At 66.4% G+C, this 26,405-nt stretch carries 29 protein-coding genes; 21 read left to right on the top strand and 8 right to left on the bottom strand.

The window, feature by feature from the left end:
* Window positions 1–177 precede the first annotated feature (177 nt).
* Together ACFX4F_RS14635 and ACFX4F_RS14630 are read left to right on the top strand one after the other, a co-directional pair.
* Window positions 178–1,173 (top strand): LLM class flavin-dependent oxidoreductase, encoded by a 996-nt coding sequence (locus ACFX4F_RS14635; protein ID WP_032976501.1) that lies wholly within the window; start codon window positions 178–180, stop codon window positions 1,171–1,173.
* A gap of 66 nt (window positions 1,174–1,239) precedes the next feature.
* The gene (locus ACFX4F_RS14630; RefSeq protein WP_099820081.1) at window positions 1,240–1,737 is read left to right on the top strand and encodes a pyridoxamine 5'-phosphate oxidase family protein; all 498 of its coding nucleotides are present in this window, start codon (window positions 1,240–1,242) and stop codon (window positions 1,735–1,737) included.
* A gap of 164 nt (window positions 1,738–1,901) precedes the next feature.
* Here ACFX4F_RS14630 and ACFX4F_RS14625 read toward each other — a convergent pair whose 3' ends face one another.
* Window positions 1,902–2,555: an exopolysaccharide biosynthesis protein gene (locus ACFX4F_RS14625; protein ID WP_265953509.1), complete on the bottom strand. Its 654-nt coding sequence runs from the start codon at window positions 2,553–2,555 to the stop codon at window positions 1,902–1,904.
* A complete protein-coding gene (locus ACFX4F_RS14620; RefSeq protein WP_223880018.1) occupies window positions 2,539–3,843 on the bottom strand; it encodes a hemolysin family protein in 1,305 nt (434 codons plus the stop codon). Before ACFX4F_RS14620 ends, ACFX4F_RS14625 begins: the two co-directional genes overlap by 17 nt.
* 292 nt (window positions 3,844–4,135) lie before the next feature.
* On the opposite strand from ACFX4F_RS14620, the gene ACFX4F_RS14615 reads away from it, so the two are divergent.
* Together ACFX4F_RS14615 and ACFX4F_RS14610 are read left to right on the top strand one after the other, a co-directional pair.
* A complete protein-coding gene (locus ACFX4F_RS14615; RefSeq protein ID WP_025878890.1) occupies window positions 4,136–4,762 on the top strand; it encodes a DUF47 domain-containing protein in 627 nt (208 codons plus the stop codon).
* Between the two features lie 13 nt (window positions 4,763–4,775).
* A complete protein-coding gene (locus tag ACFX4F_RS14610) occupies window positions 4,776–5,897 on the top strand; it encodes an inorganic phosphate transporter (RefSeq protein ID WP_265953508.1) in 1,122 nt (373 codons plus the stop codon).
* A gap of 302 nt (window positions 5,898–6,199) precedes the next feature.
* On the opposite strand, the gene ACFX4F_RS14605 is transcribed toward ACFX4F_RS14610, so the two are convergent.
* The 3 genes from ACFX4F_RS14605 to parE all read right to left on the bottom strand — a co-directional run bounded on the left by ACFX4F_RS14605 (window position 6,200) and on the right by parE (window position 10,416).
* Complete coding sequence (locus tag ACFX4F_RS14605; protein ID WP_380656495.1) at window positions 6,200–7,696, bottom strand: S10 family peptidase; 1,497 nt, start codon at window positions 7,694–7,696, stop codon at window positions 6,200–6,202.
* 98 nt (window positions 7,697–7,794) lie between these two features.
* Window positions 7,795–8,373, bottom strand: coding sequence for a GNAT family N-acetyltransferase (locus tag ACFX4F_RS14600; RefSeq protein WP_380656493.1), 579 nt, complete (start codon window positions 8,371–8,373; stop codon window positions 7,795–7,797).
* A gap of 153 nt (window positions 8,374–8,526) precedes the next feature.
* Window positions 8,527–10,416, bottom strand: a complete 1,890-nt coding sequence (gene parE / locus ACFX4F_RS14595) for a DNA topoisomerase IV subunit B (protein ID WP_380656490.1) — start codon at window positions 10,414–10,416, stop codon at window positions 8,527–8,529.
* 160 nt (window positions 10,417–10,576) lie between these two features.
* Between parE and ACFX4F_RS14590 the strand changes: the two genes are divergently transcribed.
* The 10 genes from ACFX4F_RS14590 (at window position 10,577) to truD (ending at window position 18,471) form a co-directional block, all read left to right on the top strand.
* Window positions 10,577–10,810, top strand: a complete 234-nt coding sequence (locus ACFX4F_RS14590) for a hypothetical protein (protein WP_089240228.1) — start codon at window positions 10,577–10,579, stop codon at window positions 10,808–10,810.
* Window positions 10,811–11,211: 401 nt separating this feature from the next.
* A complete protein-coding gene (locus ACFX4F_RS14585; protein WP_380656486.1) occupies window positions 11,212–12,876 on the top strand; it encodes a CTP synthase in 1,665 nt (554 codons plus the stop codon).
* Between the two features lie 88 nt (window positions 12,877–12,964).
* Window positions 12,965–13,795 (top strand): 3-deoxy-8-phosphooctulonate synthase, encoded by an 831-nt coding sequence (gene kdsA / locus ACFX4F_RS14580; RefSeq protein WP_099820088.1) that lies wholly within the window; start codon window positions 12,965–12,967, stop codon window positions 13,793–13,795.
* Window positions 13,792–14,139 (top strand): hypothetical protein, encoded by a 348-nt coding sequence (locus ACFX4F_RS14575; RefSeq protein ID WP_099820089.1) that lies wholly within the window; start codon window positions 13,792–13,794, stop codon window positions 14,137–14,139. The genes kdsA and ACFX4F_RS14575 overlap by 4 nt, the downstream gene beginning before the upstream one ends.
* On the top strand, window positions 14,139–14,471 hold the full coding sequence (locus ACFX4F_RS14570; RefSeq protein ID WP_380656481.1) for a hypothetical protein: 333 nt from the start codon (window positions 14,139–14,141) through the stop codon (window positions 14,469–14,471). Before ACFX4F_RS14575 ends, ACFX4F_RS14570 begins: the two co-directional genes overlap by 1 nt.
* A 97-nt stretch (window positions 14,472–14,568) precedes the next feature.
* Window positions 14,569–15,861: a phosphopyruvate hydratase gene (eno, locus tag ACFX4F_RS14565; protein WP_176021100.1), complete on the top strand. Its 1,293-nt coding sequence runs from the start codon at window positions 14,569–14,571 to the stop codon at window positions 15,859–15,861.
* Window positions 15,862–15,865: 4 nt separating this feature from the next.
* A complete protein-coding gene (gene ftsB / locus ACFX4F_RS14560) occupies window positions 15,866–16,216 on the top strand; it encodes a cell division protein FtsB (protein WP_380656478.1) in 351 nt (116 codons plus the stop codon).
* Complete coding sequence (gene ispD, locus ACFX4F_RS14555) at window positions 16,213–16,911, top strand: 2-C-methyl-D-erythritol 4-phosphate cytidylyltransferase (protein WP_205403924.1); 699 nt, start codon at window positions 16,213–16,215, stop codon at window positions 16,909–16,911. The genes ftsB and ispD overlap by 4 nt, the downstream gene beginning before the upstream one ends.
* A gap of 34 nt (window positions 16,912–16,945) precedes the next feature.
* A complete protein-coding gene (gene ispF / locus ACFX4F_RS14550; RefSeq protein WP_380656475.1) occupies window positions 16,946–17,443 on the top strand; it encodes a 2-C-methyl-D-erythritol 2,4-cyclodiphosphate synthase in 498 nt (165 codons plus the stop codon).
* Complete coding sequence (gene truD / locus ACFX4F_RS14545) at window positions 17,440–18,471, top strand: tRNA pseudouridine(13) synthase TruD (protein WP_380656472.1); 1,032 nt, start codon at window positions 17,440–17,442, stop codon at window positions 18,469–18,471. Before ispF ends, truD begins: the two co-directional genes overlap by 4 nt.
* Window positions 18,472–18,758: 287 nt before the next feature.
* Here truD and ACFX4F_RS14540 read toward each other — a convergent pair whose 3' ends face one another.
* Window positions 18,759–19,298 carry a Smr/MutS family protein gene (locus tag ACFX4F_RS14540; RefSeq protein WP_099820096.1) on the bottom strand — a complete coding sequence of 180 codons (540 nt, stop codon included), beginning with the start codon at window positions 19,296–19,298 and terminating at the stop codon, window positions 18,759–18,761.
* A gap of 209 nt (window positions 19,299–19,507) precedes the next feature.
* Between ACFX4F_RS14540 and surE the strand changes: the two genes are divergently transcribed.
* From surE to ACFX4F_RS14520, 4 genes are read left to right on the top strand one after another with little or no spacing between them, the layout of a single operon-like run.
* Window positions 19,508–20,287, top strand: coding sequence for a 5'/3'-nucleotidase SurE (gene surE, locus ACFX4F_RS14535; protein WP_089240247.1), 780 nt, complete (start codon window positions 19,508–19,510; stop codon window positions 20,285–20,287).
* Window positions 20,284–20,961, top strand: coding sequence for a protein-L-isoaspartate(D-aspartate) O-methyltransferase (locus ACFX4F_RS14530; protein WP_089240249.1), 678 nt, complete (start codon window positions 20,284–20,286; stop codon window positions 20,959–20,961). Before surE ends, ACFX4F_RS14530 begins: the two co-directional genes overlap by 4 nt.
* Before the next feature lie 19 nt (window positions 20,962–20,980).
* Window positions 20,981–21,595, top strand: a complete 615-nt coding sequence (locus ACFX4F_RS14525) for a YqaA family protein (protein ID WP_099820097.1) — start codon at window positions 20,981–20,983, stop codon at window positions 21,593–21,595.
* Window positions 21,592–22,377, top strand: coding sequence for a peptidoglycan DD-metalloendopeptidase family protein (locus ACFX4F_RS14520; RefSeq protein ID WP_099820098.1), 786 nt, complete (start codon window positions 21,592–21,594; stop codon window positions 22,375–22,377). The genes ACFX4F_RS14525 and ACFX4F_RS14520 overlap by 4 nt, the downstream gene beginning before the upstream one ends.
* A gap of 175 nt (window positions 22,378–22,552) precedes the next feature.
* Here ACFX4F_RS14520 and ACFX4F_RS14515 read toward each other — a convergent pair whose 3' ends face one another.
* Together ACFX4F_RS14515 and yhbY are read right to left on the bottom strand one after the other, a co-directional pair.
* On the bottom strand, window positions 22,553–22,927 hold the full coding sequence (locus tag ACFX4F_RS14515; protein WP_380656466.1) for an Mth938-like domain-containing protein: 375 nt from the start codon (window positions 22,925–22,927) through the stop codon (window positions 22,553–22,555).
* Window positions 22,928–22,939: 12 nt separating this feature from the next.
* Window positions 22,940–23,245 (bottom strand): ribosome assembly RNA-binding protein YhbY, encoded by a 306-nt coding sequence (gene yhbY / locus ACFX4F_RS14510; RefSeq protein ID WP_025878910.1) that lies wholly within the window; start codon window positions 23,243–23,245, stop codon window positions 22,940–22,942.
* A gap of 64 nt (window positions 23,246–23,309) precedes the next feature.
* On the opposite strand from yhbY, the gene rlmE reads away from it, so the two are divergent.
* The 3 genes from rlmE (at window position 23,310) to ACFX4F_RS14495 (ending at window position 26,230) form a co-directional block, all read left to right on the top strand.
* Window positions 23,310–23,942, top strand: a complete 633-nt coding sequence (gene rlmE, locus ACFX4F_RS14505; protein WP_100464728.1) for a 23S rRNA (uridine(2552)-2'-O)-methyltransferase RlmE — start codon at window positions 23,310–23,312, stop codon at window positions 23,940–23,942.
* A gap of 66 nt (window positions 23,943–24,008) precedes the next feature.
* Window positions 24,009–25,946 (top strand): ATP-dependent zinc metalloprotease FtsH, encoded by a 1,938-nt coding sequence (gene ftsH, locus ACFX4F_RS14500; protein WP_162292006.1) that lies wholly within the window; start codon window positions 24,009–24,011, stop codon window positions 25,944–25,946.
* 98 nt (window positions 25,947–26,044) lie between these two features.
* Window positions 26,045–26,230, top strand: coding sequence for a hypothetical protein (locus ACFX4F_RS14495; protein WP_380656459.1), 186 nt, complete (start codon window positions 26,045–26,047; stop codon window positions 26,228–26,230).
* Window positions 26,231–26,405 lie beyond the last annotated feature (175 nt).

Genomic DNA, 26,405 nt, shown 5'->3' with positions numbered 1-26,405 from the left:
AGCCGAGCCCACGCTCGGCTGCTGTGCACCGGGGAAGTGCAGCCGAGCGTGGGCTCGGCTCTACACAGGCCGGTGGCGCTGAATCCGTCCCACAGGAATCAGCGTCCCGCCACCGGCACTGGCCGTGGGGGCAGGGCGACCCCATCAACAGGGGATCCTGTAACGGAAAACCGCCTGATGATCCCGTTGTCGATCCTCGACCTGGCCCCGGTCTGCGAGGGCAGCGATACCACTGCTGCCTTCGCCAACATGCTCGAACTGGCCCAGCATGCTGACGCGCTGGGCTACCGCCGCTACTGGCTGGCCGAACACCACAACATGCCTGGCATCGCCAGTGCCGCCACCGCGGTGCTGATCGGCCATGTGGCCGGTGGCACCCAACGCATCCGTGTCGGCGCCGGCGGCATCATGTTGCCCAACCATGCACCGCTGCAGGTGGCTGAGCAGTTCGGCACGCTGGCCTCGCTGTACCCGGACCGTATCGACCTGGGCCTGGGCCGCGCACCGGGTACCGACCAGCCGACCGCGCGCGCCCTGCGCCGCTATTTCGACAGCGCCGACCAGTTCCCGCAGGACGTGCGCGAACTGCTGCACTACTTCGAACCGGTGCAGCCCGGCCAGGCGGTGCAGGCGGTACCGGGTGGCGGCCTGCGGGTGCCGACCTGGATCCTTGGTTCCAGCCTGTTCGGCGCGCGCATGGCCGCCTCTATGGGCCTGCCGTACGCCTTCGCCTCGCACTTCGCGCCCGATTCCATGGATGAAGCGCTGGCGGTGTACCGCCGTGAATTCCGCCCTTCGGCCACGCTCAAGCAACCGCATGCGATGCTGGCATTGAACGTGGTGGCCAGTGACAGCGAGGCCGAATCGCGCCGGCTGTTCACCAGCCAGCAGCAGAGCTTCGTCAATCTGCGTCGTGGCCGTCCGGGCAAGATCCCGGCGCCGATCGACGACATCGAAGCGTTCTGGGAACCGCACGAGAAGCTGGGCGTGGAGCGGGCGCTGGCGTGCACGGTGCTGGGTGATCCACAGCAGGTGGCCGACGGCATCGCAGCCTTCGTCGAACGCCACCAGCCCGACGAACTGATGCTTACCGCCAACCTGTACGACCATCGCGCGCGCCTGCGTTCGTTCGAGCTGGCGATGCACGCGTGGCACGCCCGCCACGCGGGCTGAACAATTGCGTCACGGCAATTTGCGGCGCGAACGCGTCTGATGGGGTTCCCCTCTCTGGAGTCCCCCATGGACGAGTCCCGCACCGAACACATTGCCCAGCTGGCCGAACTGATCAAGGACGTGGAGGTGGCGATGTTCACCACCCGCGGCGTCGACGGGCGTCTCTACAGCCGCCCGCTCGGCACCCAGCAGGTCGCCTTCGATGGTGACCTGTGGTTCGCCACCGCTGCAGACAGCCCCAAGGTGGCGGAGATCGCGCTCGACCCACGGGTCAACGTCGCCTATGCCTCACCGTCGAAGAACACGTATGTCTCGGTGGCGGGTGTGGCGCGCATCGTCGATGACCGTGCCAAGGTCGAAGAGCTGTGGTCGCCGGCGATGAAGCTGTTCTTTCCCGGTGGCCCCGATGATCCGAAGCTGCGGCTGATCCACGTGCGTGCAGAAACCGCCGAGTACTGGGACGGGCCGGGCACGCTGTTGGGCTCGGCCCTCAGTTTCGTGTTGTCGGCCGTGCAGGATGAGCCGGCCCGGTTGGGCGACAACGGCTTCATCGACCTGCGTTGAGGTGCCGCATCCACGCATGGCGTGGATCTACTGGGTTCAAGGTAGATCCGCGCCAGTCGTGGATGCGCGCGATCGAAAGTAGATCCACGCCATGCGTGGATGCAGGTGATCCGAAGTAGATCCACGCCATGCGTGGATGGGAAGCGCCCGGTAATTGCCTGCGCTCAGAACCAGCGCTGGAACAGTTCGACGGTGTAACCCACCAGTTGCCCGGAACTGAAACCAAAGAACGCGATCGCCACCACTGCAGCCACCCAGTTGAACAACATCAGCGCACCGTCGCGCTCGAGCAGCGCCAGCGCGAACAGCAGCAGCTGGAAACCAAACAGGTAGTTGGTGAATGGAATCGGCAGCGACAGCAGCAGGCCCAGCAGCACCAGCAGCAGGCCGCTGAAGGCGTGGGCGGGGGCAGGCGTCAGCATCTGTGGCATGCGCGGCTTGAGCATGCGGTCGAGGCGGCGCAGGGCACCGTCGATGCGGTCCAGGAACCGGTGCATGGTGCCGCGCTTGGGCCCGCGACGGGCGATGAACCCGGGCAGCCAGGGCCGGCGCATGCAGAACAGCATCTGCAGGCCGATCAGGATCACCAGCGGCCCACTGACCGCGCCGCCCAGCCCCGGGATGGGGATGAAGGCCGGCAGGATGGCGACGAACAGGAATACACCGAAGGCACTCTGCTGCAGATCCTGCAGGATCTGCCCCAGCTTCATGTGCTGGGCCGGGTCACCGAAGGCGAACATCGCCAGCAGGGTGCGGATGCCCTCGTTGCGGTACTCCGGCGGCGCAGCGCCGGGGCCGGACTCAGGCGGTGAGCTCATCGGCCTGCTCGTCGGACAGGGTGCGCAGCAGCAGCTTGTCCACGCGCGCGCCGTCCAGATCGACCACCTCGAAGCGCCAGCCGGCCCAGTCGAAGTACTCGCCCGCGTGCGGGATGCGGCCGAAGAAGTGGATGCACATGCCAGCCAGGGTGTAGTAGTCGCCATCCTCGGCGTCGGGCAGGTCGTTGCTGCCGATCAACTCGCGCAGATCCTCGATCGGCAGCGAGCCGTCCACCAGCAGCGAACCGTCTTCACGGGTCACCACCAGCGCGTCTTCGTCGGCATTCTCCGTTGCCTGCAGGCGGCCGACCACCGCGCCCATCAGGTCGCTGATGGTCACCAGGCCCTGGATCTCGCCGTACTCGTCCACCACCAGCGCCATTGACTGCTGTTCTTCGCGGAAGATCTCCAGCAGCTTCATCGCATGGGTGGATTCAGAGACGTACAGCGGCTCGCGCAGGGTCTGGAACAGCGCGTTGTCGCCGCGCGCCATGCGCGTGGCCAGCGATTTCAGCTCAAGCACGCCGACCACGTCCATGTCGTTGTCGCGGTACACCGGGTACCGCGAGAACTCATGCTCGGCCATGATCTCCAGGTTCTTGTCCAGGCCACCCAGCGTGTCCAGCCAGGCGATCCGGTTGCGCGGGGTCATCAGGCTGTCGGCGGTACGGTCGCCGAGGCGCATCACGCGGTTCATCATGTCGCGTTCGTGGCTGTCGATCACGCCGGCTTCGTGGCTCTCGGCCACCAGCATGCGGATCTCCTCTTCAGTGACCGAGGCGACCTCGTCCTTGCCCAGGCCGAACAGGCGCAGCACCAGCTGGGTGGTCTTGGACAGCAGCCAGACGAAGGGGAAGGCCAGCTTGGCCAGCCAGCTCATCGGCAGCGCCACCAGTCCAGCGATGTCCTCCGAGCGGGTCAGGGCCAGGCGCTTGGGCACCAGTTCGCCGAAGATCAGCGTGATGAAGGTGATGAAGGTGACTGCCAGCGCCTTGCCAACCGCGCCGGCATAGGCAAAGCCCGGCATCAGCCCCTGGATCCAGCCGCCGATGGCCTCGCCCAGCGCTTCGCCGCCGAGGAAGCCGGTCAGCACGCCGATCACGGTGATGCCGATCTGTACGGTGGACAGGAACGCTTCCGGCTTCTCCGACAGCTCCAGTGCCTTGGCCGCGCGCTTGGAGGTGCCGGCCAGCTGCTTCAGGCGGCTCTTGCGCGAGGTCATGACCGACATCTCGGACATGGCAAAGAAGCCGTTCAACAGAACGAGCGCGAAGACAATCAGGATCATTTCAAACACGGGCATCGTCCCCGGTTGGTGACAGGGAGGGCGGGTGCTTGCGATGGCGGCAGGCGCTCAGGAACGGGGTCCGGCGCGGCGCTGGGGGATAAGGGTCGTCGTCCATAAGGTGCGCCCGAAGGCGCGCTGGCATCTTAGCAAAGGGCCGTGGCTGGGTGGCAAATGCCTGTTCAGTTTTGGGCCTTCCAGCCCCGAAAAGGGGGCAGGGATACCCGTGATGGTCATCTAGCCGTCATAATTCGCCCTGGTGCCGTCCTTCCCGCGACGGCTGACAGGTTTCTCAATGTTCTCTCTGCAGACCATTTTCGGTTCCGGCAAACAGTTCTACACCCTGCTCGATGAGGCTGCCGTCGCGGCTTCCGATGCCGCCAAGGCACTGCATTCGATGCTGCGCGACGCCGATCGCCAGCCCGCCCTGGATGCCTTCAAGCTGGCCCGTCTGCGCGAACGCGCGGCCTCAGACAAGATCAGCCAGGCGCTGGTGGACAGCTTCATGACCCCGATCGAGCGCGAAGACATCGAAGCGCTGGGCTCGGCCCTGTACAAGATTCCCAAGCAGATCGAGAAGTTCGCCGATCGCTATTCGCTGGCCACGACCCACCTGGAGCACATCGACTTCGCGCCGCGCGCGGCGATGCTGGAGCAGGCCGCCGGCGTGGTGGTGGAGATGGTCGCCGACCTGCGCCACATGAACCTGGACCGGATGACCGCGCTCAACGAGCGCCTGCGTTCGCTGGAAAACGAAGCCGACCGCCTGATGCTCGAGCTGTACCGCGACATCTACTCCGGTCGCCTGGACAACCTGCAGATGTTCCTGCTGAAGGAATTCTTCGAGATCCTGGAAAAGGCCATCGACCGCTGCCGCGAAGCCGGCGTGGTGGCGTACCAGATCGTGTTGAAGAACAGCTGACGGACGCCACAGCATGCTGACCCTCGTCCTGGTGGTGATCCTGGCCGCGCTCGTTTTCGAGTTCATCAACGGCTTCCACGACACCGCCAACTCCATCGCCACCGTGGTGGCGACCAAGGTGCTCTCGCCCGGTTGGGCGGTGATGCTCGCCGCGTTCATGAACCTGCTGGGCGCACTGACCGGCACCGCCGTAGCCCTGACCATCGCATCGGGCCTGCTCAACACCAACGTGGTCGAGGTGACCCCACAGGTGATCCTGTGCGCGCTGCTGGGCGGCATCATCTGGAACCTGATCACGTGGTGGAAGGGCCTGCCGTCCTCGTCCTCGCACGCGCTGATCGGCGGCCTGTGTGGTGCCGGCCTGGCCGCAGCCCACAACAACTGGGATGCGCTGATCTGGTCGGAACGCTTCGGCAGCTGGGTGCAGAACAAGGGCCTGCTGTGGAAGGTGTTCGTGCCGATGATCACCTCGCCGATCGCCGGCTTCCTGCTCGGCATCGTGGTGATGGTGCTGCTGTGGGCATTGATCGCAGGCCTGGCCAAGATCGGCGGCGCGATCGGTCGGCTGGCACGCCCGCGCATCGTCAATGCGTTCTTCGGCAAGGCACAGATCGCCTCGGCGGCCTACATGGGCTTCGCCCACGGCCACAACGATGCGCAGAAGACCATGGGCATCATCGCCATGACCCTGATCGGTGCCGAAGCGACCGGCGCGTTGAACGACCTGCCGTCGTGGCTGGCCTTCATGCATCCGGACGCGCACGCCGGTGATGGCATCGCCATGTGGATCGTGCTGACCTGCGCGGTGGTGATGGCCGCCGGTACCGCCTCGGGCGGCTGGAAGATCATCAAGACGCTGGGTCACAAGATGGTCAAGCTGCACCCGATCCACGGTTTCGCCGCGGAAACGAGCTCGGCCACCGTGCTGACCGTGGCTGCCCACTTCGGCATGCCGGTGTCGACCACTCACAGCATCTCGACCGCGATCATGGGCGTCGGCTTTGCCAAGAACCCGCGTTCGCTGCGCCTGGGCGTGATCGAGCGCATCGTCTGGGCCTGGATCCTGACCATCCCGGCAGCAGGCGGCTGCGCCTACCTGATCCTGAAGCTGTTCGAGCTGTTCGGCTGGGCCTGAGTTCCACGCCAACGCTGCAGACAAAAAGCCCGCCGGATTCCGGCGGGCTTTTTTCATGGCAGATCATTTTCCCGTATCCACGCATGGCGTGGATCTACTGCAGGTCGCGTGAACCTGCCAGCGACGGGGTGGGGTGGGTGTGCAGGACCGTTGGCGCCATGGATGGCGCCATCGAGCCCCCAAGGACGGGTTTACGGCGTGTCCTGCACACCCACCCCATCCCGCCGTCCTCCAGAGACCGAGCCTTTGCCGTTGCTCCGGCCTCTGCGGGTGCCGGGCCGCAGGCCCGGCCCACACACCCCTCAATTACGCTGGAACAACGCCTGCACATCCCTGCGGAACGCCGCCTGGCTGTCCGCCCGGCTGTAGAACATGTGCCCGCCCGGATAGCTGCGCACCTGCACGCGGTCCGGATTGCTGCCCATCGTCGGCATCTGGTCCACCGTCAGGATCGAGCCCATGAACGGGCACGACAGGTCATTCCAGCCGTGCACGATCAGCACCTGCAGATGCGGGTCGATCGCCACGGCCTGGCGCAGCTGGGTCACCGCGCCCTCGCGCAGGTCGCCATTGCGATCCCACAGACGGTTCACGTCGTAGTTCAGCGCCTGGTAGCGCGCATCTACCTTCCAGCCGACCTCTCGGGTGACGAAGTCGACCATCGCGGTGGTGGTCGGCGCGATGATGCTGTCCAGCAGCGGATCGTTGGCGCGCTGCTCCGGATCGTTCGGGAACGGATCGAACGCGGTGACGTTGGAGTCGTAGCGGCTGCCCAGCGTGCCCTTGTCGCGGAACACCTCGCGCAGGTAGGCCTGGGTCTCCAGGCGGCCGCCGGCGCGGCGCACGAACTGCGGGTCCAGGCCGGTCAACGCGGCCACCCGGCGCAGCATCGCCTCGGTCGCCTGCGGATCACTGCGGCCCTTCATCAACGCAGTGGCGTAGTCGCCGCGGGTGTACTCCACCACCTCGCGCATCGCCGCGTCGGTCAGCTTGCCCTGGCGCTCCAGGTGCGCGGCCGCGATCGAGGGCAGGGTCTGCATCCACGCCATCGGCGAAACATCGGCGTTGTCTTCCAGTGTCGGGCTCAGGTACGGCGACACCAGCACCAGGCCGTTCATCGCCACGCCCAGGCGGGTCTGCAGGAAGTGGGTGATGCGCGGGCCGCGGTAGCCGCCGTAGCTTTCGCCGGTCAGGTACTTGCGCGATGCCATCCGCTGGTTGCGCAGCAGCCAGTCGTAGATCGAGCGCGACAGGTACTCGATGTCGGCGCTGGGGGTGTACAGCTGCTTCTTCGCTTCGTCATCGCCGATGCGCGCGCGGCTGAAGCCGGTGCCTACCGGGTCGATGAACACCAGGTCGGTGAAGTCCAGCCAGGTGCCGGGGTTGTCGTGCAGCTTCGCTGGCGCCGATGCGCTGTCGCCTTCCGAACCGAAGGTCACCACCTTCGGGCCGATGGCGCCCAGGTTGAGGTACACCGACGACGCGCCGGGGCCGCCATTGAGGGCGAAGGTCACCGGCCGGTCCTTGCCCGGCATCGTGTAGGCGGTGAACACCACATCGGCGATCACCTTGCCCTTCGCATCGCGTACCGGCAGTGTGCCGACGGTGGCGGTGTAGTCGAGGGTGCGGCCCGCCAGGCGCATGCTCTGGCGAGCCGACGCATCGGCCGGCAGGGGCACGGCTTCGGTCTTTTCTTCTTTCGTTTCGGAGGCGCTGTCAGCAGCAGGAGCGGCCAGCGCGCAGGCAGGGGCGATCAGCAGGCCGACGCAGAGCGCGGCAGAGTGCAGCAGGAACTTCATGGCACCGGAACGGCAGCGGAAGGGACCCCGATGCTAGGACGGGGTGCCGCCTGCCGTATGTGTCCAAAGGCATGGGCCAGCGTTGCGGCCTGATCCGGTCAAGCCGAGGTGGCAGCTCGCGCAGCGTCATCGGCCAGCAGCCCGTACACGGCCGAGTCCGCCAGTTCACCGCGGATGCGCCAGCGCTGCCGCAGCAGGCCTTCGCGGTGGAAACCCAGGCGCTCGAGCACATGTGCCGAGGCCTGGTTGCGTGGGTCGATCTCGGCTTCCACCCGATGCAGTTGCAGCGTGTTGAACAGATAGTCCAGCACCCGCTGCAGCGCTTCATGCATGTAGCCATGGCCCTGCCTGCCAGGTGCCAGCAGATAGCCTATTTCGGCGCGGGCGGCGTCGCGATCCAGCGCAAACACCACGCAGATGCCCAGCAGCGGGCCGTCCACCGATTCGCGCAGGGCCAGCTTCAATTGCGTGCCGGTCGCCTGTGCGGCGAGGTCATCGTCGATCTGCGCGCGTGCTTCGGCGGGACGCGTCCACGCCGGGTGGTGCCACCAGTGCATCACGTCCGGGTCGGACTGCAGGGCGAACAGGGCCGCGGCGTCATCGCGGCGGATGGGGCTCAGCACCAGGCGCGCGCTGTGCAGCGGCAGCCCGGGAAACAGCAGCGAGTTGGCGGGCAATGGGGTCGTCCACGCGGATGAGCGCGCATTATGGACCCGCAGGGTTTGCCGATGGGGGTGTGATGTCTGTAGAGCCGAGCCGATGCTCGGCTGCCCGGCACGGCGCGAAATGCAGCCGAGCGTGGGCTCGGCTCTACAGGAGGGCCGCGAGCGTCAGACTTCCAGCGAAGCCAGATCGCCCTTGCTCTCCAGCCAGCCCTTGCGATCCGACGCGCGCTTCTTGGCCAGCAGCATGTCCATCAGCGAGCTTGTCTGCTCGCGATCGTCGACGGTCAACTGCACCAGGCGACGGGTGTCCGGGTGGATGGTGGATTCACGCAGCTGCGGCGGATTCATCTCGCCCAGGCCCTTGAAGCGGGTCACGTTGATGGCGCCCTTGATCTTCTCGCGTTCGATCTTGTCCAGCATCGAGCGCTTCTCTTCCTCATCCAGGGCGTAGAACACCTGCTTGCCCACGTCGATGCGGAACAGCGGCGGCATCGCCACGAACACGTGGCCGGCATCGACCAGCGCCGGGAAGTGCTTCAGGAACAGTGCTGTCAACAGGGTGGCGATATGCAGGCCGTCCGAGTCCGCGTCGGCGAGGATGATCACCTTGCCGTAGCGCAGGCCGCTGATGTCCTCCTTGCCCGGGTCGCAGCCGATGGCCACCGCCAGGTTGTGCACTTCCTCCGAGGCCAGCACGCTGTTGGAGGACACTTCCCAGGTGTTGAGGATCTTGCCGCGCAGCGGCAGGATCGCCTGGAAGTCCTTGTCGCGGGCCTGCTTGGCGCTGCCGCCTGCCGAGTCGCCCTCGACCAGGAACAGCTCGGTGCGCGACAGGTCCTGGCTGATGCAGTCGGCCAGCTTGCCGGGCAGGGCCGGGCCCTGGGTGACCTTCTTGCGGACGACCAGTTTCTCGGTCTTCAGGCGCGCGCTGGCGCGCTCGATGGCGATCTGCGCGATCTTCTCGCCCAGCTCCACGTTCTGGTTCAGCAGCAGGCTGAACGCATCGTGCGCGGCGCCTTCGACGAAGCCGGCGGCCTGGCGCGAGGACAGGCGTTCCTTGGTCTGGCCGCTGAACTGCGGGTCGGTCATCTTCAGCGACAGCACGAACGACACGCGGTCCCACACGTCTTCCGGGGCCAGCTTGACGCCACGCGGCAGCAGGTTGCGGAAGTCGCAGAACTCGCGCAGCGCTTCGGTCAGGCCGGTGCGCAGGCCGTTGGCGTGGGTGCCGTGCTGCGCGGTCGGGATCAGGTTGACATAGCTTTCCTGCACCAGCTCGCCTTCCGGCAGCCAGGCCACGGCCCAGTCCACGATCTCGGTGTCTTTCTTCAGGTTGCCGACGAACAGCTCGGCCGGCAGCATCTCGCGATCGCCCAGCTCCAGCTTCAGGTAATCGCGCAGGCCGTCTTCGTAGTACCAGGTGTCGACTTCACCGGTGGCTTCGTCGGTCAGCTTGACGGTCAGGCCCGGGCACAGCACGGCCTTGGCGCGCAGCAGGTGCTTGAGCGCGCGCACGGCGAACTTGGGCGTATCGAAGTACTTCGGGTCCGGCCAGAAGCGCAGGCGGGTGCCGGTGTTCTTCTTGCCGACAGTGCCGACCACTTCCAGCGGCGAGGCGCGGTCGCCGTTGCGGAAGGTGATGCGGTGTTCGGCACCTTCGCGCTTGATGTGGATTTCCACCAGGGTCGACAGCGCATTGACCACGCTGACGCCGACGCCATGCAGGCCGCCGGAGAAGGTGTAGTTGTTGTTGTTGAACTTGCCGCCGGCGTGCAGGCGGGTAAGGATCAGCTCGACGCCCGGGATCTTCTCTTCCGGATGGATGTCCACCGGCATGCCGCGGCCGTCATCGCTGACCTCCACACTGCCGTCCTTGAACAGGGTGATCTCGATCGAGCGGGCATGGCCGGCGAGGGCCTCGTCCACCGAGTTGTCGATCACTTCCTGCGCCAGGTGGTTCGGGCGCGCGGTGTCGGTATACATGCCGGGGCGGCGCTTGACCGGGTCAAGGCCGGACAGGACTTCAATATCGGCGGCGTTATAGCGGGCGTTCATCTGTCTTCGAAAGCGTGGAGCGACGGGCAAGTGTGCGGTCTGGACCGGGAATTTGCACGCCTGCGGTTCAGCCTCGTTGGCGGGGAGGGGGTAAAATGGCAGCCGCTGGAACCGAACACCGGCGCCCCCCACATCCGAGCCATACCGCGAGGAGGACTCCATGAAGAAGTTGCTGACCATTGCGATCCTGGCTGCCGCCGCTGTTGCAGTGCCGATGGTGCTGGCGCAGAACGCCGGCCAGCCTGCTCCGCAGCAGGGTGACCAGGCCGACAAGGCGCAGTCCGAAGCCGACGCCAAGGCCAAGCGCCGCGCGCAGGCCAATGCCGAGATGAAGGCCAAGGGCCAGCCGGTGCCGCAGCAGGAAGAAGAGGAAGAGGCACGCAAGAAGAAGTAATTCTTCTGCCCCTGCGAAGCCCTTGCCACAAGGGTTTCACCCTTGAACGCCCCGCCCAGCGGGGCGTTTCTTTTTGTCGATGGCGCCATCTGCCCCTTGGGTTGGCGGCCATCTATCTGTAAACTATGGCTTTCCGGGAGTAAGTGCGTGTCCACCATTTGCGAATGGGCTGGCACGGCCAAGCGTGGCCTCCAGCAAAGCGGGTCGCAGGTGACGGTCGAAGTGACCGGCACGGCCGCCGCGACCTCGCAGGGTGGTTCCCCGTTGGCGCCTGGCGCCGGCCGGGCCCGCACCTCCCTCGCTGCTCCAGCGAACCGGAAAACCCCCTTTCTGCTCCACGCCCGCCCCCCGGGCAGGCGTGGCGCTGCCGTTTTCCATTTCCAGACAGGATGCTTGCAGCCATGACTCCCTTGATTTTCGTAACCGGCGGCGTGGTGTCCTCGCTCGGCAAAGGTATTGCCGCCGCGTCACTGGCCGCCATTCTCGAAGCGCGTGGCCTGAAGGTCACGATGATGAAGCTCGACCCGTACATCAACGTCGACCCGGGCACCATGAGCCCGTTCCAGCACGGTGAGGTGTATGTCACCGACGACGGCGCCGAGACCGATCTCGACCTGGGCCACTACGAGCGCTTCGTGCGCACCCGCCTGAGCCGCAAGAACTCGGTCACCACCGGCCGCATCTACGAAGAGGTGATCCGCAAGGAGCGCCGCGGCGACTACCTGGGCGCGACCGTGCAGGTCATTCCGCACATCACCGACGAGATCCGTCGCTGCATGGACGAAGCCACCGAGGGCTTCGACGTGGCCCTGGTGGAGATCGGCGGCACCGTCGGTGACATCGAGTCGCTGCCGTTCCTGGAGGCGATCCGCCAGGTGCGCACCGAGCGTGGCCCGGAAAAGGCACTGTTCATGCACCTCACCCTGGTGCCGTACATCGCCGCCGCGGGTGAACTGAAGACCAAGCCGACCCAGCACTCGGTGAAGGAACTGCGCTCGATCGGCATCCAGCCGGACGTGCTGCTGTGCCGTTCGGAACAGCCGGTACCGGATTCGGAGCGTCGCAAGATCGCCCAGTTCACCAACGTCTCCGAGCGCGCGGTGATCAGCGTGCCCGACGTCGATGTGCTGTACCGCATTCCGATGGGCCTGCATGCGCAGGGCCTGGACGAGATCGTCATCAACCAGCTGAAGCTGGCCGACAAGGCCGGCCCGGCCGACCTGTCGATGTGGGAAGACGCCGTCGATGCCACCCTGCATCCGCTGGATGCGGTGACCATCGCAGTGGTCGGCAAGTACATCGACCACCAGGACGCCTACAAGTCGGTCGGCGAGGCACTCAAGCACGGTGGCCTGCGCCAGCGCACCAAGGTCACCCTGAAGTGGCTGGAAGCGCAGGATCTGGAGGGCAGCGACATGTCCGCGCTGGCCGATGTCGACGGCATCCTGGTGCCGGGTGGTTTCGGCGACCGTGGCTTCGAAGGCAAGGTGCTCACCTCGCAGTACGCCCGTGAGCAGAAGATGCCGTACTTCGGCATCTGCTATGGCATGCAGGCTGCCGTGGTCGACTACGCGCGCCACGTGGTGGGCCTGGAAGACGCCAACAGCACCGAGAACGATCGCCAGTCGCCGAACCCGGTGATCGGCCTGATCACCGAGTGGCGCACCGCCACCGGCGACGTGGAAAAGCGTGACGACAAGAGCGACCTCGGCGGCACCATGCGCCTCGGCCTGCAGGAACAGCGCCTGAAGCCGGGCACGCTGGCCCGCGAGCTGTACGGCAAGGACGTGGTCGCCGAGCGCCACCGCCACCGCTACGAATTCAACAACCGCTACCGCACCCAGCTGGAAGACGCGGGCCTGGTGATCGCCGGCAAGTCGATGGACGACACCCTGGTGGAAGTGGTCGAACTGCCGCGCGACCAGCATCCGTGGTTCCTGGCCTGCCAGGCGCACCCGGAATTCCTGTCCACCCCGCGTGATGGCCACCCGCTGTTCATCGGCTTCATCCGTGCCGCGCGCGAGCGCAAGGCCGGTGGCAAGCTGCTGCAGGAAGTGCGCGCCTGACTTGTCATGGGGGCCGCCGGCCCCCATCTTGCTCGCTTCAACCCCAGCGCACCGGCACTGCCGGTGTAGCGGACAACAAGGAAACGCCATGAAACTGTGTGGATTCGAGGTCGGGCTGGACCAGCCCCTGTTCCTGATCGCCGGCCCCTGCGTGATCGAGTCGATGCAGCTGCAGCTGGATACCGCCGGCAAGCTGAAGGAAGTGACCGACAAGCTCGGTGTGAACTTCATCTTCAAGTCCAGCTTCGACAAGGCCAACCGCACCTCCGGCACCGCCTTCCGTGGTCCGGGCATGGAAGAGGGCCTGAAGGTCCTGGCCGAGGTCAAGAAGCAGATCGGCGTGCCGGTGCTGACCGACGTGCACGAGTACACCCCGATGGACGAAGTGGCCTCGGTGGTGGACGTGCTGCAGACCCCGGCGTTCCTGGTCCGCCAGACCGACTTCATCCGCAAGGTGTGCGCGGCCGGCAAGCCGGTCAACATCAAGAAGGGCCAGTTCCTGGCGCCGTGGGACATGAAGCCTGTCGTGGAGAAGGCCAAGGCCACCGGCAACGAGCAGATCATGGTCTGCGAGCGCGGCGCCAGCTTCGGCTACAACAACCTGGTCAGCGACATGCGTTCGCTGGCGGTGATGCGCGATACCGGCTGCCCGGTGGTGTTCGACGCCACCCATTCGGTGCAGCTGCCGGGCGGGCAGGGCACCAGTTCCGGTGGCCAGCGCGAGCATGTGCCGGTACTGGCGCGTGCAGCAGTTGCCGTGGGCATCTCCGGCCTGTTCGCCGAGACCCATCCGGACCCGTCCAAGGCGCTGTCCGATGGCCCCAACGCGTGGCCGCTGGACCAGATGGAAGCCCTGCTCGAGACCCTGATGGAGCTTGACGCGGTGACCAAGAAGCACGGCTTCTCGCGCTTCGCGTGAGTCAGCACCCGCAGGCGGCGCTGGAGATCCAGCGTCGTCGCCGGCACTGGCGGCAGTGGCCGTGGGGCCCGATCGCACTCGGTCTGGCCCTGCTCTCGGTATCGGGCGTATTCGCCATCGGCATGCTGTTCGGTGCCGGCATGCGTCCGTCCAGTGCGGGCGGCCCGGTAGTGAACCTGATGCCCTTCGTCATCGCCTTGGCGGTGGCCGAGGTGCTGACCATTTCCGCAGGGTTTTGCGCCGCGGTGCTCGGCTGGCGTCTGAACCGGGGCAGGGTCACCGCTGCACTGGCGATGGTCCTGCTGTCGCTGTGGGCGGGCATCCTGCTGCACGATCTGCTTTGATGAATACGACGCCTGAACTCTCGCGCAGCCGGCCCTGGGGCCTGATCGCCCTGTTGCTGTCGGTGCTCGCCTGGGGCGCCTTGCTGCTGGGCGTGCTGGCCTTTGCCGCCAGCTTCCGTCCCCCGGGGGATGGCAACAACGGCGTGCAGGCCGTGCAGTACTGGATGCTGGGCGCGCTGATCACGCTGGTGCTGTCTTTCGTGGGCAGCCTGGTGGCGATGGTGATGGCCTGGCGACGGCGACGCGGAGCGGTGTGCGCGGCCATTGCCGGTGCGCTGCTGGTGATGCTGGTGTCGCTGGTGATGATCGTGATCGGGTCCAGCTGGGGCTGATGCCACTCAGGCCATTTGGCAAGTGAGGGGTAGCCGGGGATAATCACGCGGCATTCGTTTTTGTCGCCCCCTCTCCATACAGGTAACCGGCCCGACCATGAGTACGATCCGCAGCATCCATGCCCGTGAAATCCTCGACAGCCGTGGCAACCCCACGCTGGAAGCCGAAGTCACCCTGGAGGACGGTTCGTTCGGTCGCGCCGCGGTTCCCTCCGGCGCATCGACCGGCACCAAGGAGGCGGTGGAGCTGCGTGACGGCGACAAGACCCGTTACCTTGGCAAGGGCGTGCGCAAGGCCGTCGACAACGTCAACGGCGCCATTGCCAACGCACTGAAGGGCTTCGAGGCCACCGACCAGGCCGGCCTGGACCGTCGCCTGATCGATCTGGATGGCACCGAGAACAAGGGCCGCCTGGGCGCCAACGCACTGCTGGGTGTTTCCATGGCCGCCGCACACGCCGCTGCTGCCTCCAGCAAGCAGGCACTGTGGCAGTACCTGGCCGGCAAGACCGGCGCGACCCCGTCGCTGCCGGTGCCGATGATGAACATCATCAACGGCGGCGCGCACGCCGACAACAACGTCGATTTCCAGGAGTTCATGGTGCTGCCGGTCGGCTTCACCTCGTTCTCCGAAGCGCTGCGTGCCGGCACCGAAATCTTCCATTCGCTGAAGTCGGTGCTGAAGGGCCACGGCCTGAGCACGGCGGTGGGCGACGAAGGCGGCTTCGCGCCGGACTTCCGCAGCAACGTCGAAGCGCTGGACACCATCCTCGAAGCCATCGGCAAGGCCGGCTACACCGCCGGTGAAGACGTGCTGCTGGGCCTGGACGTGGCCTCCAGCGAGTTCTTCGAGAACGGCAAGTACAACCTGGTCGGCGAGAACAAGCGCCTGACCTCCGAACAGTTCGTCGACTTCCTCGCCGACTGGGCCGCGCAGTACCCGATCATCACCATCGAAGACGGCCTGGCCGAGAACGACTGGGCGGGCTGGAAGCTGCTGACCGATCGCATCGGCAAGAAGGTGCAGCTGGTCGGCGACGATCTGTTCGTCACCAATCCGAAGATCTTCCAGGAAGGCATCGATTCGGGCACCGCCAACGCGATCCTGATCAAGGTCAACCAGATCGGCACCCTCAGCGAAACCCTGGAAGCGATCGCCATGGCCGACCGTGCCGGTTACGCCGCCGTGGTATCGCACCGTTCGGGTGAAACCGAAGACACCACCATTGCCGATATCTCGGTGGCCACCACCGCCACGCAGATCAAGACCGGCTCGCTGTGCCGAAGCGATCGCGTGGCCAAGTACAACCAGCTGCTGCGCATCGAGGAAGCCCTCGGTGCCGGCGCGCGTTACGCGGGTCGTGACGCGTTCGTGTCGCTGAAGCGCTGAGCCGATGCGCGACTGGCGCTGGCTGCTGCTGTTGCTGGCCCTGCTGCTGGCATGGCTGCAGTACCGTTTCTGGTTCGGCCCGGGCAATTCGGGTGAAGTGATGATGCTCGAAGCCCAGGTCGCCAACCAGGAGCGGGACAATGACGGTCTGCGGCAGCGCAACGATGCGCTTGCTGCCGAAGTGAAGGACCTCAAGGAAGGCCAGTCCGCCATCGAAGAACGCGCGCGCAGCGAGCTGGGCATGATCAAGCCCGGCGAGAAGTTCTATCGCGTCGTGGAAGATGCACCCGTGCATCCGGCGCAGCCTGCGCCGGTCACGGCGCAGGCAGGTGACCATCCGGCGGACGTGCCATGAGCGCGGCGATCTGGGTGGTGGTTCCGGCCGCAGGGCGCGGCACGCGTTTTGGTGCGCCGTTGCCCAAGCAGTACCTGCAGGCCGGCGGGCAGACCCTGCTCGCCCACACTCTGGACGCCTTGCTGGCGCACCCGGCCGTGGCCGGGGCGATGGTGGTGATCGGCGCGGACGATGCCGACTGGCCGGGCTGGACCGAGTGGGCCGGCAAGCCGGTGCTGACCTGCACCGGTGGCGCAACCCGCGCCGCCTCGGTGCTGGCGGGGCTGCAGGCCCTGCCGGACAGCGTGCGTGCCGACGAATTCGTGCTGGTGCACGACGCGGCGCGTCCGAACCTGTCGCAGACCGATCTTGGCCGCCTGCTGGAAGTGGGGCGCACCGATCCGGTCGGCGCCATCCTCGCCGCCCCCGTGCGCGACACGCTCAAGCGTGCCGGTGATGATGGCGGTATCGATGGCACCGAGCCGCGTGAGCGACTGTGGCGTGCACTGACGCCGCAGCTGTTCCGCCGCCACCAGTTGATCCGCGCCTTGTCCGAAGCCGCTGCTGCCGGCGTCGACGTCACCGACGATGCCATGGCCATGGAGCGCCAGGGCCAGCGCCCGCTGCTGGTGGAAGGCAGCGAGGACAACTTCAAGGTCACCACCCCGGCCGATCTCGATCGTTTCGAATTCGTACTCTCCCGCCGCGCCGGCTGACCGCCCGCGCGGCCCTGCTGCAAGGGCTGCATCCATGAGCACCTCCCCGTTCCCGCCCGTCCGTATCGGTCAGGGCTACGACGTCCATGCCTTCGGTGAAGGCGACCACATCATGCTCGGCGGCGTTGCGGTGCCGCACAGCTGCGGCGTGCTTGCGCACAGCGACGGCGACGTGATCCTGCACGCGTTGTGCGACGCCATGCTCGGCGCGATCGCGCTGGGTGACATCGGCCAGCACTTCCCGCCCAGCGATGACCGCTGGAAGGGCGCGGACAGCAGCGAGTTCGTGCGCCACTGCGACAGCCTGCTGCGCGAGCGCGGCTGGCGTGTCGGCAACACCGACATCACCGTGATCTGCGAGCGGCCCAAGGTCGGCCCGCATGCCATGGCCATGCGTGAGCGCATCGGTGAACTGCTGCAGCTGCCGTTGGATGCGGTCAGCGTCAAGGCCACCACGTCCGAGAAGCTGGGCTTCACCGGGCGGGGCGAAGGCATCGCCGCGCAGGCCGTCGTTCTGCTGGTGGCGGCATGATTCCGTTGCCGCTCGCGTTCGGCGCGCCGCTGCTGCAGGCGCGTATCCGCACCACGCCGGAAGATTTCCAGGTCGATGAACTGCCGGCTTTCGAGGCGACGGGGGAAGGCGAGCACCTGCTGCTGCATATCCGCAAGCGTGGCGCGAACACGGTGCATGTGGCCAAGGTGCTGGCCAAGTGGGCGGGCCTGCCGGAAATGGCGGTCAGCTATGCCGGCATGAAGGATCGCAACGCGGTCACTACCCAGCGTTTCAGCGTGCATCTGCCCAAGCGCGTCGCGCCGGACCTGGCCGAACTGGCCAGTGACGAGATCGAAGTGATCGAGTCCACGTGGCACAACCGCAAGCTGCAGCGCGGCGCGCTGGCCGGCAACCGCTTCAAGCTGGTGCTGCGCGATGTGCAGGGAGATGCGGCGGCAATCGACGAGCGCCTGCAGCAGATCGCCACGCGCGGCCTGCCGAACTGGTTCGGCGAGCAGCGTTTCGGTCGTGATGGTGGCAATGTGCCGGCGGCGCTGGCGATGTTCGGTGGCCGGCGCATGCGCAAGGACCAGCGTTCGCTGCTGTTGTCGGCCGCCCGTTCGGCGCTGTTCAACCGGGTGCTGGCCGCGCGCGTGGAACAGGGCAGTTGGGACCAGCCGCTGCAGGGTGAAGTGTGGATGCTGGATGGCAGCCGCAGCGTGTTCGGTCCCGAGCCGTACAGCGACGTGCTGGCCGAACGCCTGGCGCGCTTCGACATCCACCCCAGCGCGCCGCTGTGGGGCGAGGGTGAGCTGCGCAGCACTGACGCCGCCCACGAGCTGGAACTGGCGGCGCTGGACGATGACGAATCCAAGGCGCTGCGTGTCGGTTTGGAAGAAGCGCGGCTGAAGCAGGAGCGGCGCGCGCTGCGGTTGCGTCCGGCGCTGTTGCAGCACCAGTGGCTGGCCGCCGACGTGCTGGAGCTGTCCTTCGCACTGCCGCCGGGCTGCTATGCCACGGCCGTCCTGCACGAGCTCGGGCCGGTCGAAGACGCTTCGCAGGCCTGACGGAAATGGTGGCGGAGGCGAAGAGCATCCACGCCATGCGTGGCTGGGCGTCAGTAGATCCACGCCATGCGTGGATGAATCGCCAGTAGATCCACGCCATGCGTGGATGAATCGTCAGTAGATCCACGCCATGCGTGGCTGGGCCGTCAGTAGATCCACGCCATGCGTGGATGGGCCGTCAGTAGATCCACGCCATGCGTGGATGGGCCGTCAGTAGATCCACGCCATGCGTGGATGGGCCGTCAGTAGATCCACGCCATGCGTGGATGAATCCCACCGGCAAAACGTCAGCGCCGCGCCAGCAGCACCAGCACTGCACCGGTGCCGCCTTGCCCGGTCGGGGCCGAATGGAACGCCAACACGTCGTTGCGCAGGCGCAACAGTCGGTCCACCAGGTTCTTCAACACCGGCGCACTGCCATCGGACTGCAGGCCCTTGCCGTGGATGATGCGCACGCAGCCGTACTCGTGGGCGTGTGCCTCCAGCAGGAACTGGCGCAGCATCGCCTCGGCCTGCGCGGCAGTGGCGCCATGCAGGTCCAGCTCGTCCTGTACCGAGTACTGCCCGCGCTTCAAACGCTGGAACAGGCGTGGCGGCAGGTTGTCGCGCCGGTAGCTGGCAACGTCGCCCGCTTCCAGCGGCGCGTTGTCGCGCAGCAGCCGGGCGAACTCTCCGGCAGCTTCGGCGTCGTCGCGCTCGGCCATGCGCGCGCGCGGCTTGGGGCGCGGCGCGGCGGGCGCGGGCTCCACTTCCTTGCGCAGCGGCGTCACTTCGCCGATGGCTGCACGGAACAATGCAGCCGGGTCTTCGTCTTCAGGGTGCGACATGCGCACAGGTTAAACCGGCTGCGCGGGTCTGCCTATGACCGTTTGATGTCGGCCGTGACCGCAGACAGGGTAGGACCCAGCGCCCGCTTGCGGCACAATAGTCGGCGCACTTGCGGAGCTGCCGCCTCCCTGGAGGAGACGGGTCGGCTTCGCCCACGCTGCAAGGTGACGGGATCGAATTCTTGGAAAATCAAGCGGTTAAATCGAAGATGCGCATCCTGGTCAGCAATGATGACGGTGTCGACGCGGCAGGCATCCGCATGCTTGCTTCCGTGCTGCGCGAGGCCGGGCATGAAGTCACGGTGGTCGCACCGGACCGTGATCGCTCCGGCGCCAGCAATTCCCTGACCCTGGATCTGCCGATCCGGCTCAAGCGCATCGACCACTACACCGTGTCGGTGGCCGGCACACCCACCGACTGCGTGCACCTTGCGCTGACCGGCCTGCTGGAGTTCGAGCCTGACATTGTCGTGTCCGGTATCAACAACGCCGCCAACCTCGGCGACGACGTGATCTATTCCGGCACCGTCTCGGCGGCGATGGAAGGTCGTTTCCTCGGCCTGCCCGCAGTCGCGGTGTCCTTGGTGACCCGCAACCACGATCCGAAGCATTTCGAGACGGCGGCGCGTGCCGCGGTGGAGATCGTTGCCCGCCTCAAGGCCGATCCGCTGCCGGCCGACACCATCCTCAACGTCAATGTGCCGGACCTGCCGTGGAGCGAGGTCAAGGGCTTCGAAGTCACCCGCCTGGGCAACCGCCATCGCGCCGAAGGCTGCATCGCGCAGAAGGATCCGCGCGGCAACGAGGTGTACTGGATCGGTCCGGCCGGCCGCGAGCAGGACTCAGGCCCCGGTACCGATTTCCATGCGGTGCGCACCGGCCACATTTCGATCACCCCGATCCAGGTCGACCTGACCCGCTACCAGGCGCTGGAAAAGGTCGCCAGCTGGGTCGGCGGCCTTACCGCTGCGCTGGACCAGCCGGCATGAGCCCACGCCTGCGCCTCCAGCCGGAAGCGGTCGGCATCGGCATGACCTCGCAGCGCGTGCGCGACCGCCTGGTCGACCGCCTGCGCGAGGCCGGCATCGTCGACGAGTCGACGCTGAACGCGATCCGGGTGGTGCCACGGCATCTGTTCATCGACGAGGCCCTGGCCTCACGCGCGTATGAAGACACCGCGCTGCCGATCGGTCACGGCCAGACCATTTCGCAGCCGTGGGTGGTGGCGCGGATGACCGAGGCCGTGCTGCAGGTGGCGCCGAAGAAGGTGCTCGAAGTAGGCACCGGCTCGGGCTACCAGGCGGCGGTGCTTGGCGCGCTGGGGCTGGAGGTCTATACCGTCGAGCGCATCGGCGATCTGCTGCGGCAGGCGCGCAAGCGTTTCCGTGCGCTGGGCATGAACATCCGCACCAAGCACGACGACGGCCGCGTTGGCTGGGCCGAGCATGGCCCGTTCGATGCCATCGTGGTCACCGCCGCCGCACCAGCGCTGGTCGATGCCCTGGTCGAGCAGTTGGCCGAAGGGGGCCGCCTGGTCGCCCCGGTCGGTGGCGCAGGCGCACAGTCGCTGGTGCAGCTCGACCGCAAGGACGACGGCAGCATCGAACAACGCGTGCTGGCGCCGGTCACCTTCGTACCGCTGCTGTCTGGCATGCTCGATTGAATCCACGGAGCAGGGTTGCATGAAGATTTTCGGGCCGCTGTACGAGCGGGCGATGAAGTGGGCCGCGCATGAGCGTGCGCCGACCTACCTGATGGTGCTGAGCTTTTTCGAAGCCATCATCTTCCCGGTGATGCCGGAAGTGATGCTGGCGCCGATGTGCGTGGCCCAGCCCAAGCGCGGCTGGTGGTTCGCCACCCTCAGCCTGGCCGGCTCGATGGTCGGCGCGGTGATCGGTTACGCGCTGGGCCACTACGCGTTCGAGGCAGTCAAGCCGGTGTTCGAGGCGCTGGGCATGCTGCCGGCGATCGAGCAGGGCATCGCTACCGTGCAGGCCAAGATGGTGGAGTCGCCCTGGGCGGTGTTCACCTTCCTGGTGCTCGGTGGCTTCATGCCGATTCCGATGAAGGTCTTCACGTGGGCATCGGGTATCGTCGGCGTGCCGATGCCGCAGTACCTGTTGAGCATGTTGATCGGTCGTGGCAAGCGCGTGTTCGTGCTGGCCGCGGTCATCCGTATCGGTGGTGCGCGCGCCGAAGCAGTGCTGCGCCGATGGATTGAACCGCTGGGCTGGATCGCCACCGCGTTGGTGGTGGTGCTGATCGCCTGGCTTGTATGGAGGTCGAAGTTCGCATGAGTGCAGATCGTCTGAGCAAGGGAGTGCGCATCGGCGCACTGGCGTTGCTGGTATCCACCCTGGCCGCCTGTGGCACCGCCACCGTGGTCCGGCCCAGTGGCAGCGGCGGCAGTGGCGTCAGCACGCCGAAGACATCGGTGCCCAAGCCGGGGCAGACGGTGGTCGTGCGCAAGGGCGACACCATCTATGCTCTGGCCCGCATCCATGACATCACCCCGGCCGACCTGATCGCCTGGAACAACCTGGACAATCCGTCGACCATTTACCCGGGACAGGTGATCCGCCTGTATCCGGCCGGCTCCGGCGGCGGCCGTGCGCCGACCACCGTGGTGACCGCACCGCGTCCGGGTGGCAGCACGTCCGGCGGCAGTACCGCGCCGACGCCGGGTCCGGCCGGTCCGGTCAAGAGCAACATCGCCTGGCGCTGGCCGGCCGATGGCGCAGTCGTGGGCCGCTACGTGGCCGGCGACGCGACCAAGCAGGGTGTGGACATCGCCGGCACCAGCGGCGCGCCGGTGAAGGCCACGGCCAACGGCGTGGTGGTGTATTCCGGCGCCGGCCTGGTCGGCTATGGCGAGCTGATCATCATCAAGCACAGCGACCAGTGGCTGTCGGCCTATGGCCACAACCGCAAGCGCCTGGTCAATGAAGGGCAGAGCGTGAAGGCCGGCGAGCAGATCGCCGAGATGGGCCGTACCGGCGCCAACCGGGACATGCTGCACTTCGAGATCCGCTACAACGGCAAGCCGGTCGACCCGCAGCAGTATCTGCCGGCGCGCTAGCGCGGGCAGATACGGGTAGCGCCGGGCCATGCCCGGCGTAACTCACCTGTAGCGCCGAGCCATGCTCGGCCGCTCTTTGCTGCGATACGACGCCGCCCGAGCATGATCTCGGGCGCTACACGCAACGTGTGGTCCAGGGGCGGTAGCGCCGGGCCATGCCCGGCGGCTTCAGGCCTCAGCCTTCCAGAATGAAGGCTGCCGCCACCTTGCGGCCTTCGCCGGCAAGGATGTTGAAGGTGCGCGCGGCGGCCGGATTGTTCATCACTTCCAGGCCGATACCGCGCGACAGGCAGGCGGCCATCACAACCGCCGGCGGAAACACCTGACGCTCGCCGGTGCCGAGCAGTATCAACGCCGGCTTCAGTGCCAGGATCGGCTCCAGGTCAGCCACCTGCAGCGCCGCGACGTCGGTCACCGGCCACTGCTCGACCAGCTGATCAGGGGTCAGGAAGAAGCTGTTGCCCAGAACGCGATCATTGACCCGCGCCGAGCGACCGTCCGCGGCGCGCAGGCTGTAGGCGTAGTCGGGCAGTTCGTGGTTCAGCTGCATGGCAGGGACCGATCAGCCGCGCGGCAGCACGATCTGGCGGTGTTCCTTGCTCGGGCGATACAGCACGGCCACATGGCCGATACGCTGCACCAGCGCACTGTCGGTGGCCTGCACGATCTCGCCGATCATCACGTCGCGGGCGTCACGGTCTTCGGCGGCAACCTTCACCTTGACCAGTTCGTGGCGCTCCAGCACTTCGTTCAGCTCGGTCAGGAAGGCCGGCGTGACGCCCTTGCCGCCGGTCTGCAGCAGGGCCTTCAGGTCGTGGGCTTGGCCGCGCAGGAAACGGGTCTGGGAAGGGGTCAAGGCAGTGGGCATGCAGAAAACACGGTTGAATGGGACGATCAGGGTATCATGGCGACCCCATCAGCCCCTATTTCCAATGGCTACCCGCAGCAAAAGCAGCCAGCGCTGGCTCAAGGAACATTTCTCCGATCCCTTCGTGAAGAAGGCCCAGGCCGAAGGCATGCGCTCCCGTGCGGCCTACAAGCTCGAAGAACTGCTCGAACGTGACCGGTTGCTGAAGCCGCACATGGTGGTGGTCGACCTCGGCGCGGCCCCGGGCGGCTGGTCTCAGCAGGTTCGGAGACAGATTGGCGACACTGGCCGCGTGCTGGCCCTGGACATTCTGGACATGCCGCCACTGGCCGGCGTGGAGTTCCTTCATGGTGACTTCAGGGAAGAAACCGTCCTATCGGAGTTTGAAGCCATGCTCGGGGATCAGCCGGTAGACCTTGTGCTGTCGGACATGGCCCCCAATAAGAGTGGTGTGGGCGCGGTCGACCAGCCGCGGATGATGCACCTGGCGGAGCTGGCGCTGGATTTTGCCGACAACCACCTCAAGACCGGTGGGGCATTCCTGATCAAGCTGTTCCAGGGTGAAGGCTTTGACGACTATGTGCGCGACATGCGCCGCCGGTACGACAAGGTCTCCATCCGCAAGCCGGAAGCCTCGCGCAAGCGCTCTCCCGAGGTGTATGCCTTGGGTCAGGGAAAACGCGCCCACATGAAGTAAGCTCGACCCCGTAAGTTCGACCCCAACGCAACGCCAGCACTGAGAGGAACACCGGAGCCAATGAGGATGAACGACTTGACCAAGAACCTCCTGCTATGGGTGGTCGTCGCCGTCGTGCTGATGGTGGTCTTCCAGAGCTTCTCGCCCAAGACCTCGGGGGCCGGGGCGCAGGGCGCTTCGTACTCGCAGTTCCTGGACCAGGTGGATACCGGCAACGTGCAGAAGGTCGCCTTCGGCGGCGATACGCGCGGCGGTACCAGCCAGATCACCTACACCACCCGTGGTGGACAGTCGTCCACCATCACCGCGCCGTTCGATCGCGACCTGATCAACGTGCTGCGCACCAAGAACGTCGAGATCGTGCAGGAAGAGCCGTCCAGCGGCATCTCCCTCGGCGCGATCCTGATGAATTTCCTGCCGGTCATCCTGATCATCGGCTTCTGGTTGTTCATCATGCGGCAGATGCAGGGCGGTGGCGGCGGTGCCAAGGGCGCGATGTCCTTCGGCAAGTCGCGCGCCAAGCTGCAGGGCGAAGACCAGATCAAGGTCACCTTCGCCGACGTTGCCGGCTGCGACGAGGCCAAGGAAGAAGTCGGCGAACTGGTCGACTTCCTGCGTGACCCGTCCAAGTTCACCAAGCTCGGCGGCAAGATTCCGCGCGGCGTGCTGATGGTTGGCCCGCCGGGTACCGGCAAGACGCTGCTGGCCAAGGCCATCGCCGGCGAAGCCAAGGTGCCGTTCTTCTCGATTTCCGGTTCGGACTTCGTGGAAATGTTCGTCGGCGTCGGTGCGAGCCGTGTGCGCGACATGTTCGAGCAGGCCAAGAAACACGCGCCGTGCATCATCTTCATCGATGAAATCGACGCCGTCGGCCGCCACCGTGGTGCCGGCCTGGGCGGCGGTCATGACGAGCGCGAGCAGACCCTGAACCAGCTGCTGGTCGAGATGGATGGTTTCGAAGGCGGCGAAGGCGTGATCGTGATCGCCGCGACCAACCGTCCGGACGTGCTGGACCCGGCGCTGCTGCGTCCGGGCCGCTTCGATCGCCAGGTGGTGGTCGGTCTGCCGGACGTGAAGGGCCGCGAGCACATCCTCAAGGTGCACATGCGCAAGCTGCCGCTGGCCGACGACGTCGTGCCGATGGTGATCGCGCGTGGTACGCCGGGCTTCTCCGGTGCCGACCTGGCCAACCTCTGCAACGAGGCCGCCCTGTTCGCCGCTCGTGGCAACGAGAAGGAGGTCCGCATGGACCACTTCGACCGTGCCCGCGACAAGATCCTGATGGGTGCCGAGCGCCGCTCGATGGCCATGAGCGAGGAAGAGAAGACCCTCACCGCCTACCACGAAGCCGGTCACGCCATCGTCGGTCGCCTGGTGCCCGAGCACGATCCGGTCTACAAGGTCACCATCATCCCGCGCGGCCGTGCGCTGGGTGTGACCATGTACCTGCCGGAAGGCGACAAGTACTCGATCAACCGCGTGGCGATCAACTCGCAGCTGTGCTCGCTGTATGGCGGTCGCGTCGCCGAAGAACTGATCTTCGGGCCGGACAAGGTCACCACCGGTGCGTCCAACGACATCGAGCGTGCCACCAAGATGGCCCGCAACATGGTCACCAAGTGGGGCCTGTCGGAGACCCTTGGCCCGATCGCCTACGGTGAAGAGGACGATGAAGTGTTCCTCGGCCGTTCGGTCACCCAGCACAAGAGCGTGTCCAACGACACGGCGCGCCGCATCGATGAGGAAGTGCGCAGCATCCTGGACAAGGCCTATGCCCGGACCACCGAGCTGCTGACCGCCAACGTCGACAAGCTGCATGCGATGACGCAGCTGCTGCTGCAGTACGAAACCATCGACGCGCCGCAGATCGACGCCATCATGGAAGGCCGCGATCCGCCGCCGCCGATGGGTTGGACCAAGTCGAGCAAGGACGATGGCGGCAATGACAAGGGTGGCGACGCCCGTCCGCTGCCGCCGATCGCCGGTCCGGCCGAATCGATCTGACGGCCTGCCGTACGCAATGCAAGACGAGGCCGGGGCAACCCGGCCTTGTTGTTTCCGGGCCCCGGCCCATCCGATCCCGACCGTCCGCTGGAGTCCGCATGTCCGCCCCCACGCCTGAACCGATTTCCCACACTGCCGAGATGGTGATCGCCACCGTGGTCGGCGTCGCTGTCGGCCTGACCGTGGACAATCTGCTGCTGGGCTGTGGCGTGGGTATCGCGGTGGGCATCCTGCTGAGCATCATCAAGACGCTGTACGTGGACCGGAAGCGTCGGCGCACGTAGGGTGTTGCGGCAGGGCTGCGCCCTGCACCCGCAGAGGCCACAGCTACCGCCGAAGCAACGGCAAGAGCTGGGCTTCCTGGGGATGGCGGGGCGGTGTCGGATTGCGGGGACGCCGTAAACCCGTCCATGGGGGCTTGGCCGCGGCATCCATGCCGCGGACACCCCGCAATCCGAC

Origin of the sequence: Stenotrophomonas sp. YIM B13575 (assembly GCF_042787595.1) — a bacterium.
Classification (GTDB): Bacteria; Pseudomonadota; Gammaproteobacteria; order Xanthomonadales; family Xanthomonadaceae; genus Stenotrophomonas; species Stenotrophomonas lactitubi_B.
This window is presented reverse-complemented; position numbering and strand designations above follow the sequence as displayed.

Excerpts from the sequence above, each read along its gene's own strand:
- ispD (WP_205403924.1), top strand. The coding sequence starts at position 16,213 with ATGAGCGCGGCGATCTGGGTGGTGGTTCCGGCCGCAGGGCGCGGCACG.
- rlmE (WP_100464728.1), top strand. The coding sequence starts at position 23,310 with ATGGCTACCCGCAGCAAAAGCAGCCAGCGCTGGCTCAAGGAACATTTC.
- ispF (WP_380656475.1), top strand. The coding sequence starts at position 16,946 with ATGAGCACCTCCCCGTTCCCGCCCGTCCGTATCGGTCAGGGCTACGAC.
- ACFX4F_RS14605 (WP_380656495.1), bottom strand. The coding sequence starts at position 7,696 with ATGAAGTTCCTGCTGCACTCTGCCGCGCTCTGCGTCGGCCTGCTGATC.
- ACFX4F_RS14520 (WP_099820098.1), top strand. The coding sequence starts at position 21,592 with ATGAGTGCAGATCGTCTGAGCAAGGGAGTGCGCATCGGCGCACTGGCG.
- ACFX4F_RS14610 (WP_265953508.1), top strand. The coding sequence starts at position 4,776 with ATGCTGACCCTCGTCCTGGTGGTGATCCTGGCCGCGCTCGTTTTCGAG.
- kdsA (WP_099820088.1), top strand. The coding sequence starts at position 12,965 with ATGAAACTGTGTGGATTCGAGGTCGGGCTGGACCAGCCCCTGTTCCTG.
- ACFX4F_RS14540 (WP_099820096.1), bottom strand. The coding sequence starts at position 19,298 with ATGTCGCACCCTGAAGACGAAGACCCGGCTGCATTGTTCCGTGCAGCC.
- ACFX4F_RS14530 (WP_089240249.1), top strand. The coding sequence starts at position 20,284 with ATGAGCCCACGCCTGCGCCTCCAGCCGGAAGCGGTCGGCATCGGCATG.
- ACFX4F_RS14620 (WP_223880018.1), bottom strand. The coding sequence starts at position 3,843 with ATGATCCTGATTGTCTTCGCGCTCGTTCTGTTGAACGGCTTCTTTGCC.
- surE (WP_089240247.1), top strand. The coding sequence starts at position 19,508 with ATGCGCATCCTGGTCAGCAATGATGACGGTGTCGACGCGGCAGGCATC.
- ACFX4F_RS14615 (WP_025878890.1), top strand. The coding sequence starts at position 4,136 with ATGTTCTCTCTGCAGACCATTTTCGGTTCCGGCAAACAGTTCTACACC.
- ftsB (WP_380656478.1), top strand. The coding sequence starts at position 15,866 with ATGCGCGACTGGCGCTGGCTGCTGCTGTTGCTGGCCCTGCTGCTGGCA.
- ACFX4F_RS14635 (WP_032976501.1), top strand. The coding sequence starts at position 178 with ATGATCCCGTTGTCGATCCTCGACCTGGCCCCGGTCTGCGAGGGCAGC.
- parE (WP_380656490.1), bottom strand. The coding sequence starts at position 10,416 with ATGAACGCCCGCTATAACGCCGCCGATATTGAAGTCCTGTCCGGCCTT.
- ACFX4F_RS14515 (WP_380656466.1), bottom strand. The coding sequence starts at position 22,927 with ATGCAGCTGAACCACGAACTGCCCGACTACGCCTACAGCCTGCGCGCC.
- ACFX4F_RS14495 (WP_380656459.1), top strand. The coding sequence starts at position 26,045 with ATGTCCGCCCCCACGCCTGAACCGATTTCCCACACTGCCGAGATGGTG.
- yhbY (WP_025878910.1), bottom strand. The coding sequence starts at position 23,245 with ATGCCCACTGCCTTGACCCCTTCCCAGACCCGTTTCCTGCGCGGCCAA.
- ACFX4F_RS14585 (WP_380656486.1), top strand. The coding sequence starts at position 11,212 with ATGACTCCCTTGATTTTCGTAACCGGCGGCGTGGTGTCCTCGCTCGGC.
- ACFX4F_RS14570 (WP_380656481.1), top strand. The coding sequence starts at position 14,139 with ATGAATACGACGCCTGAACTCTCGCGCAGCCGGCCCTGGGGCCTGATC.
- truD (WP_380656472.1), top strand. The coding sequence starts at position 17,440 with ATGATTCCGTTGCCGCTCGCGTTCGGCGCGCCGCTGCTGCAGGCGCGT.
- ACFX4F_RS14590 (WP_089240228.1), top strand. The coding sequence starts at position 10,577 with ATGAAGAAGTTGCTGACCATTGCGATCCTGGCTGCCGCCGCTGTTGCA.
- ACFX4F_RS14525 (WP_099820097.1), top strand. The coding sequence starts at position 20,981 with ATGAAGATTTTCGGGCCGCTGTACGAGCGGGCGATGAAGTGGGCCGCG.
- ACFX4F_RS14630 (WP_099820081.1), top strand. The coding sequence starts at position 1,240 with ATGGACGAGTCCCGCACCGAACACATTGCCCAGCTGGCCGAACTGATC.
- ftsH (WP_162292006.1), top strand. The coding sequence starts at position 24,009 with ATGAACGACTTGACCAAGAACCTCCTGCTATGGGTGGTCGTCGCCGTC.
- ACFX4F_RS14625 (WP_265953509.1), bottom strand. The coding sequence starts at position 2,555 with ATGAGCTCACCGCCTGAGTCCGGCCCCGGCGCTGCGCCGCCGGAGTAC.
- eno (WP_176021100.1), top strand. The coding sequence starts at position 14,569 with ATGAGTACGATCCGCAGCATCCATGCCCGTGAAATCCTCGACAGCCGT.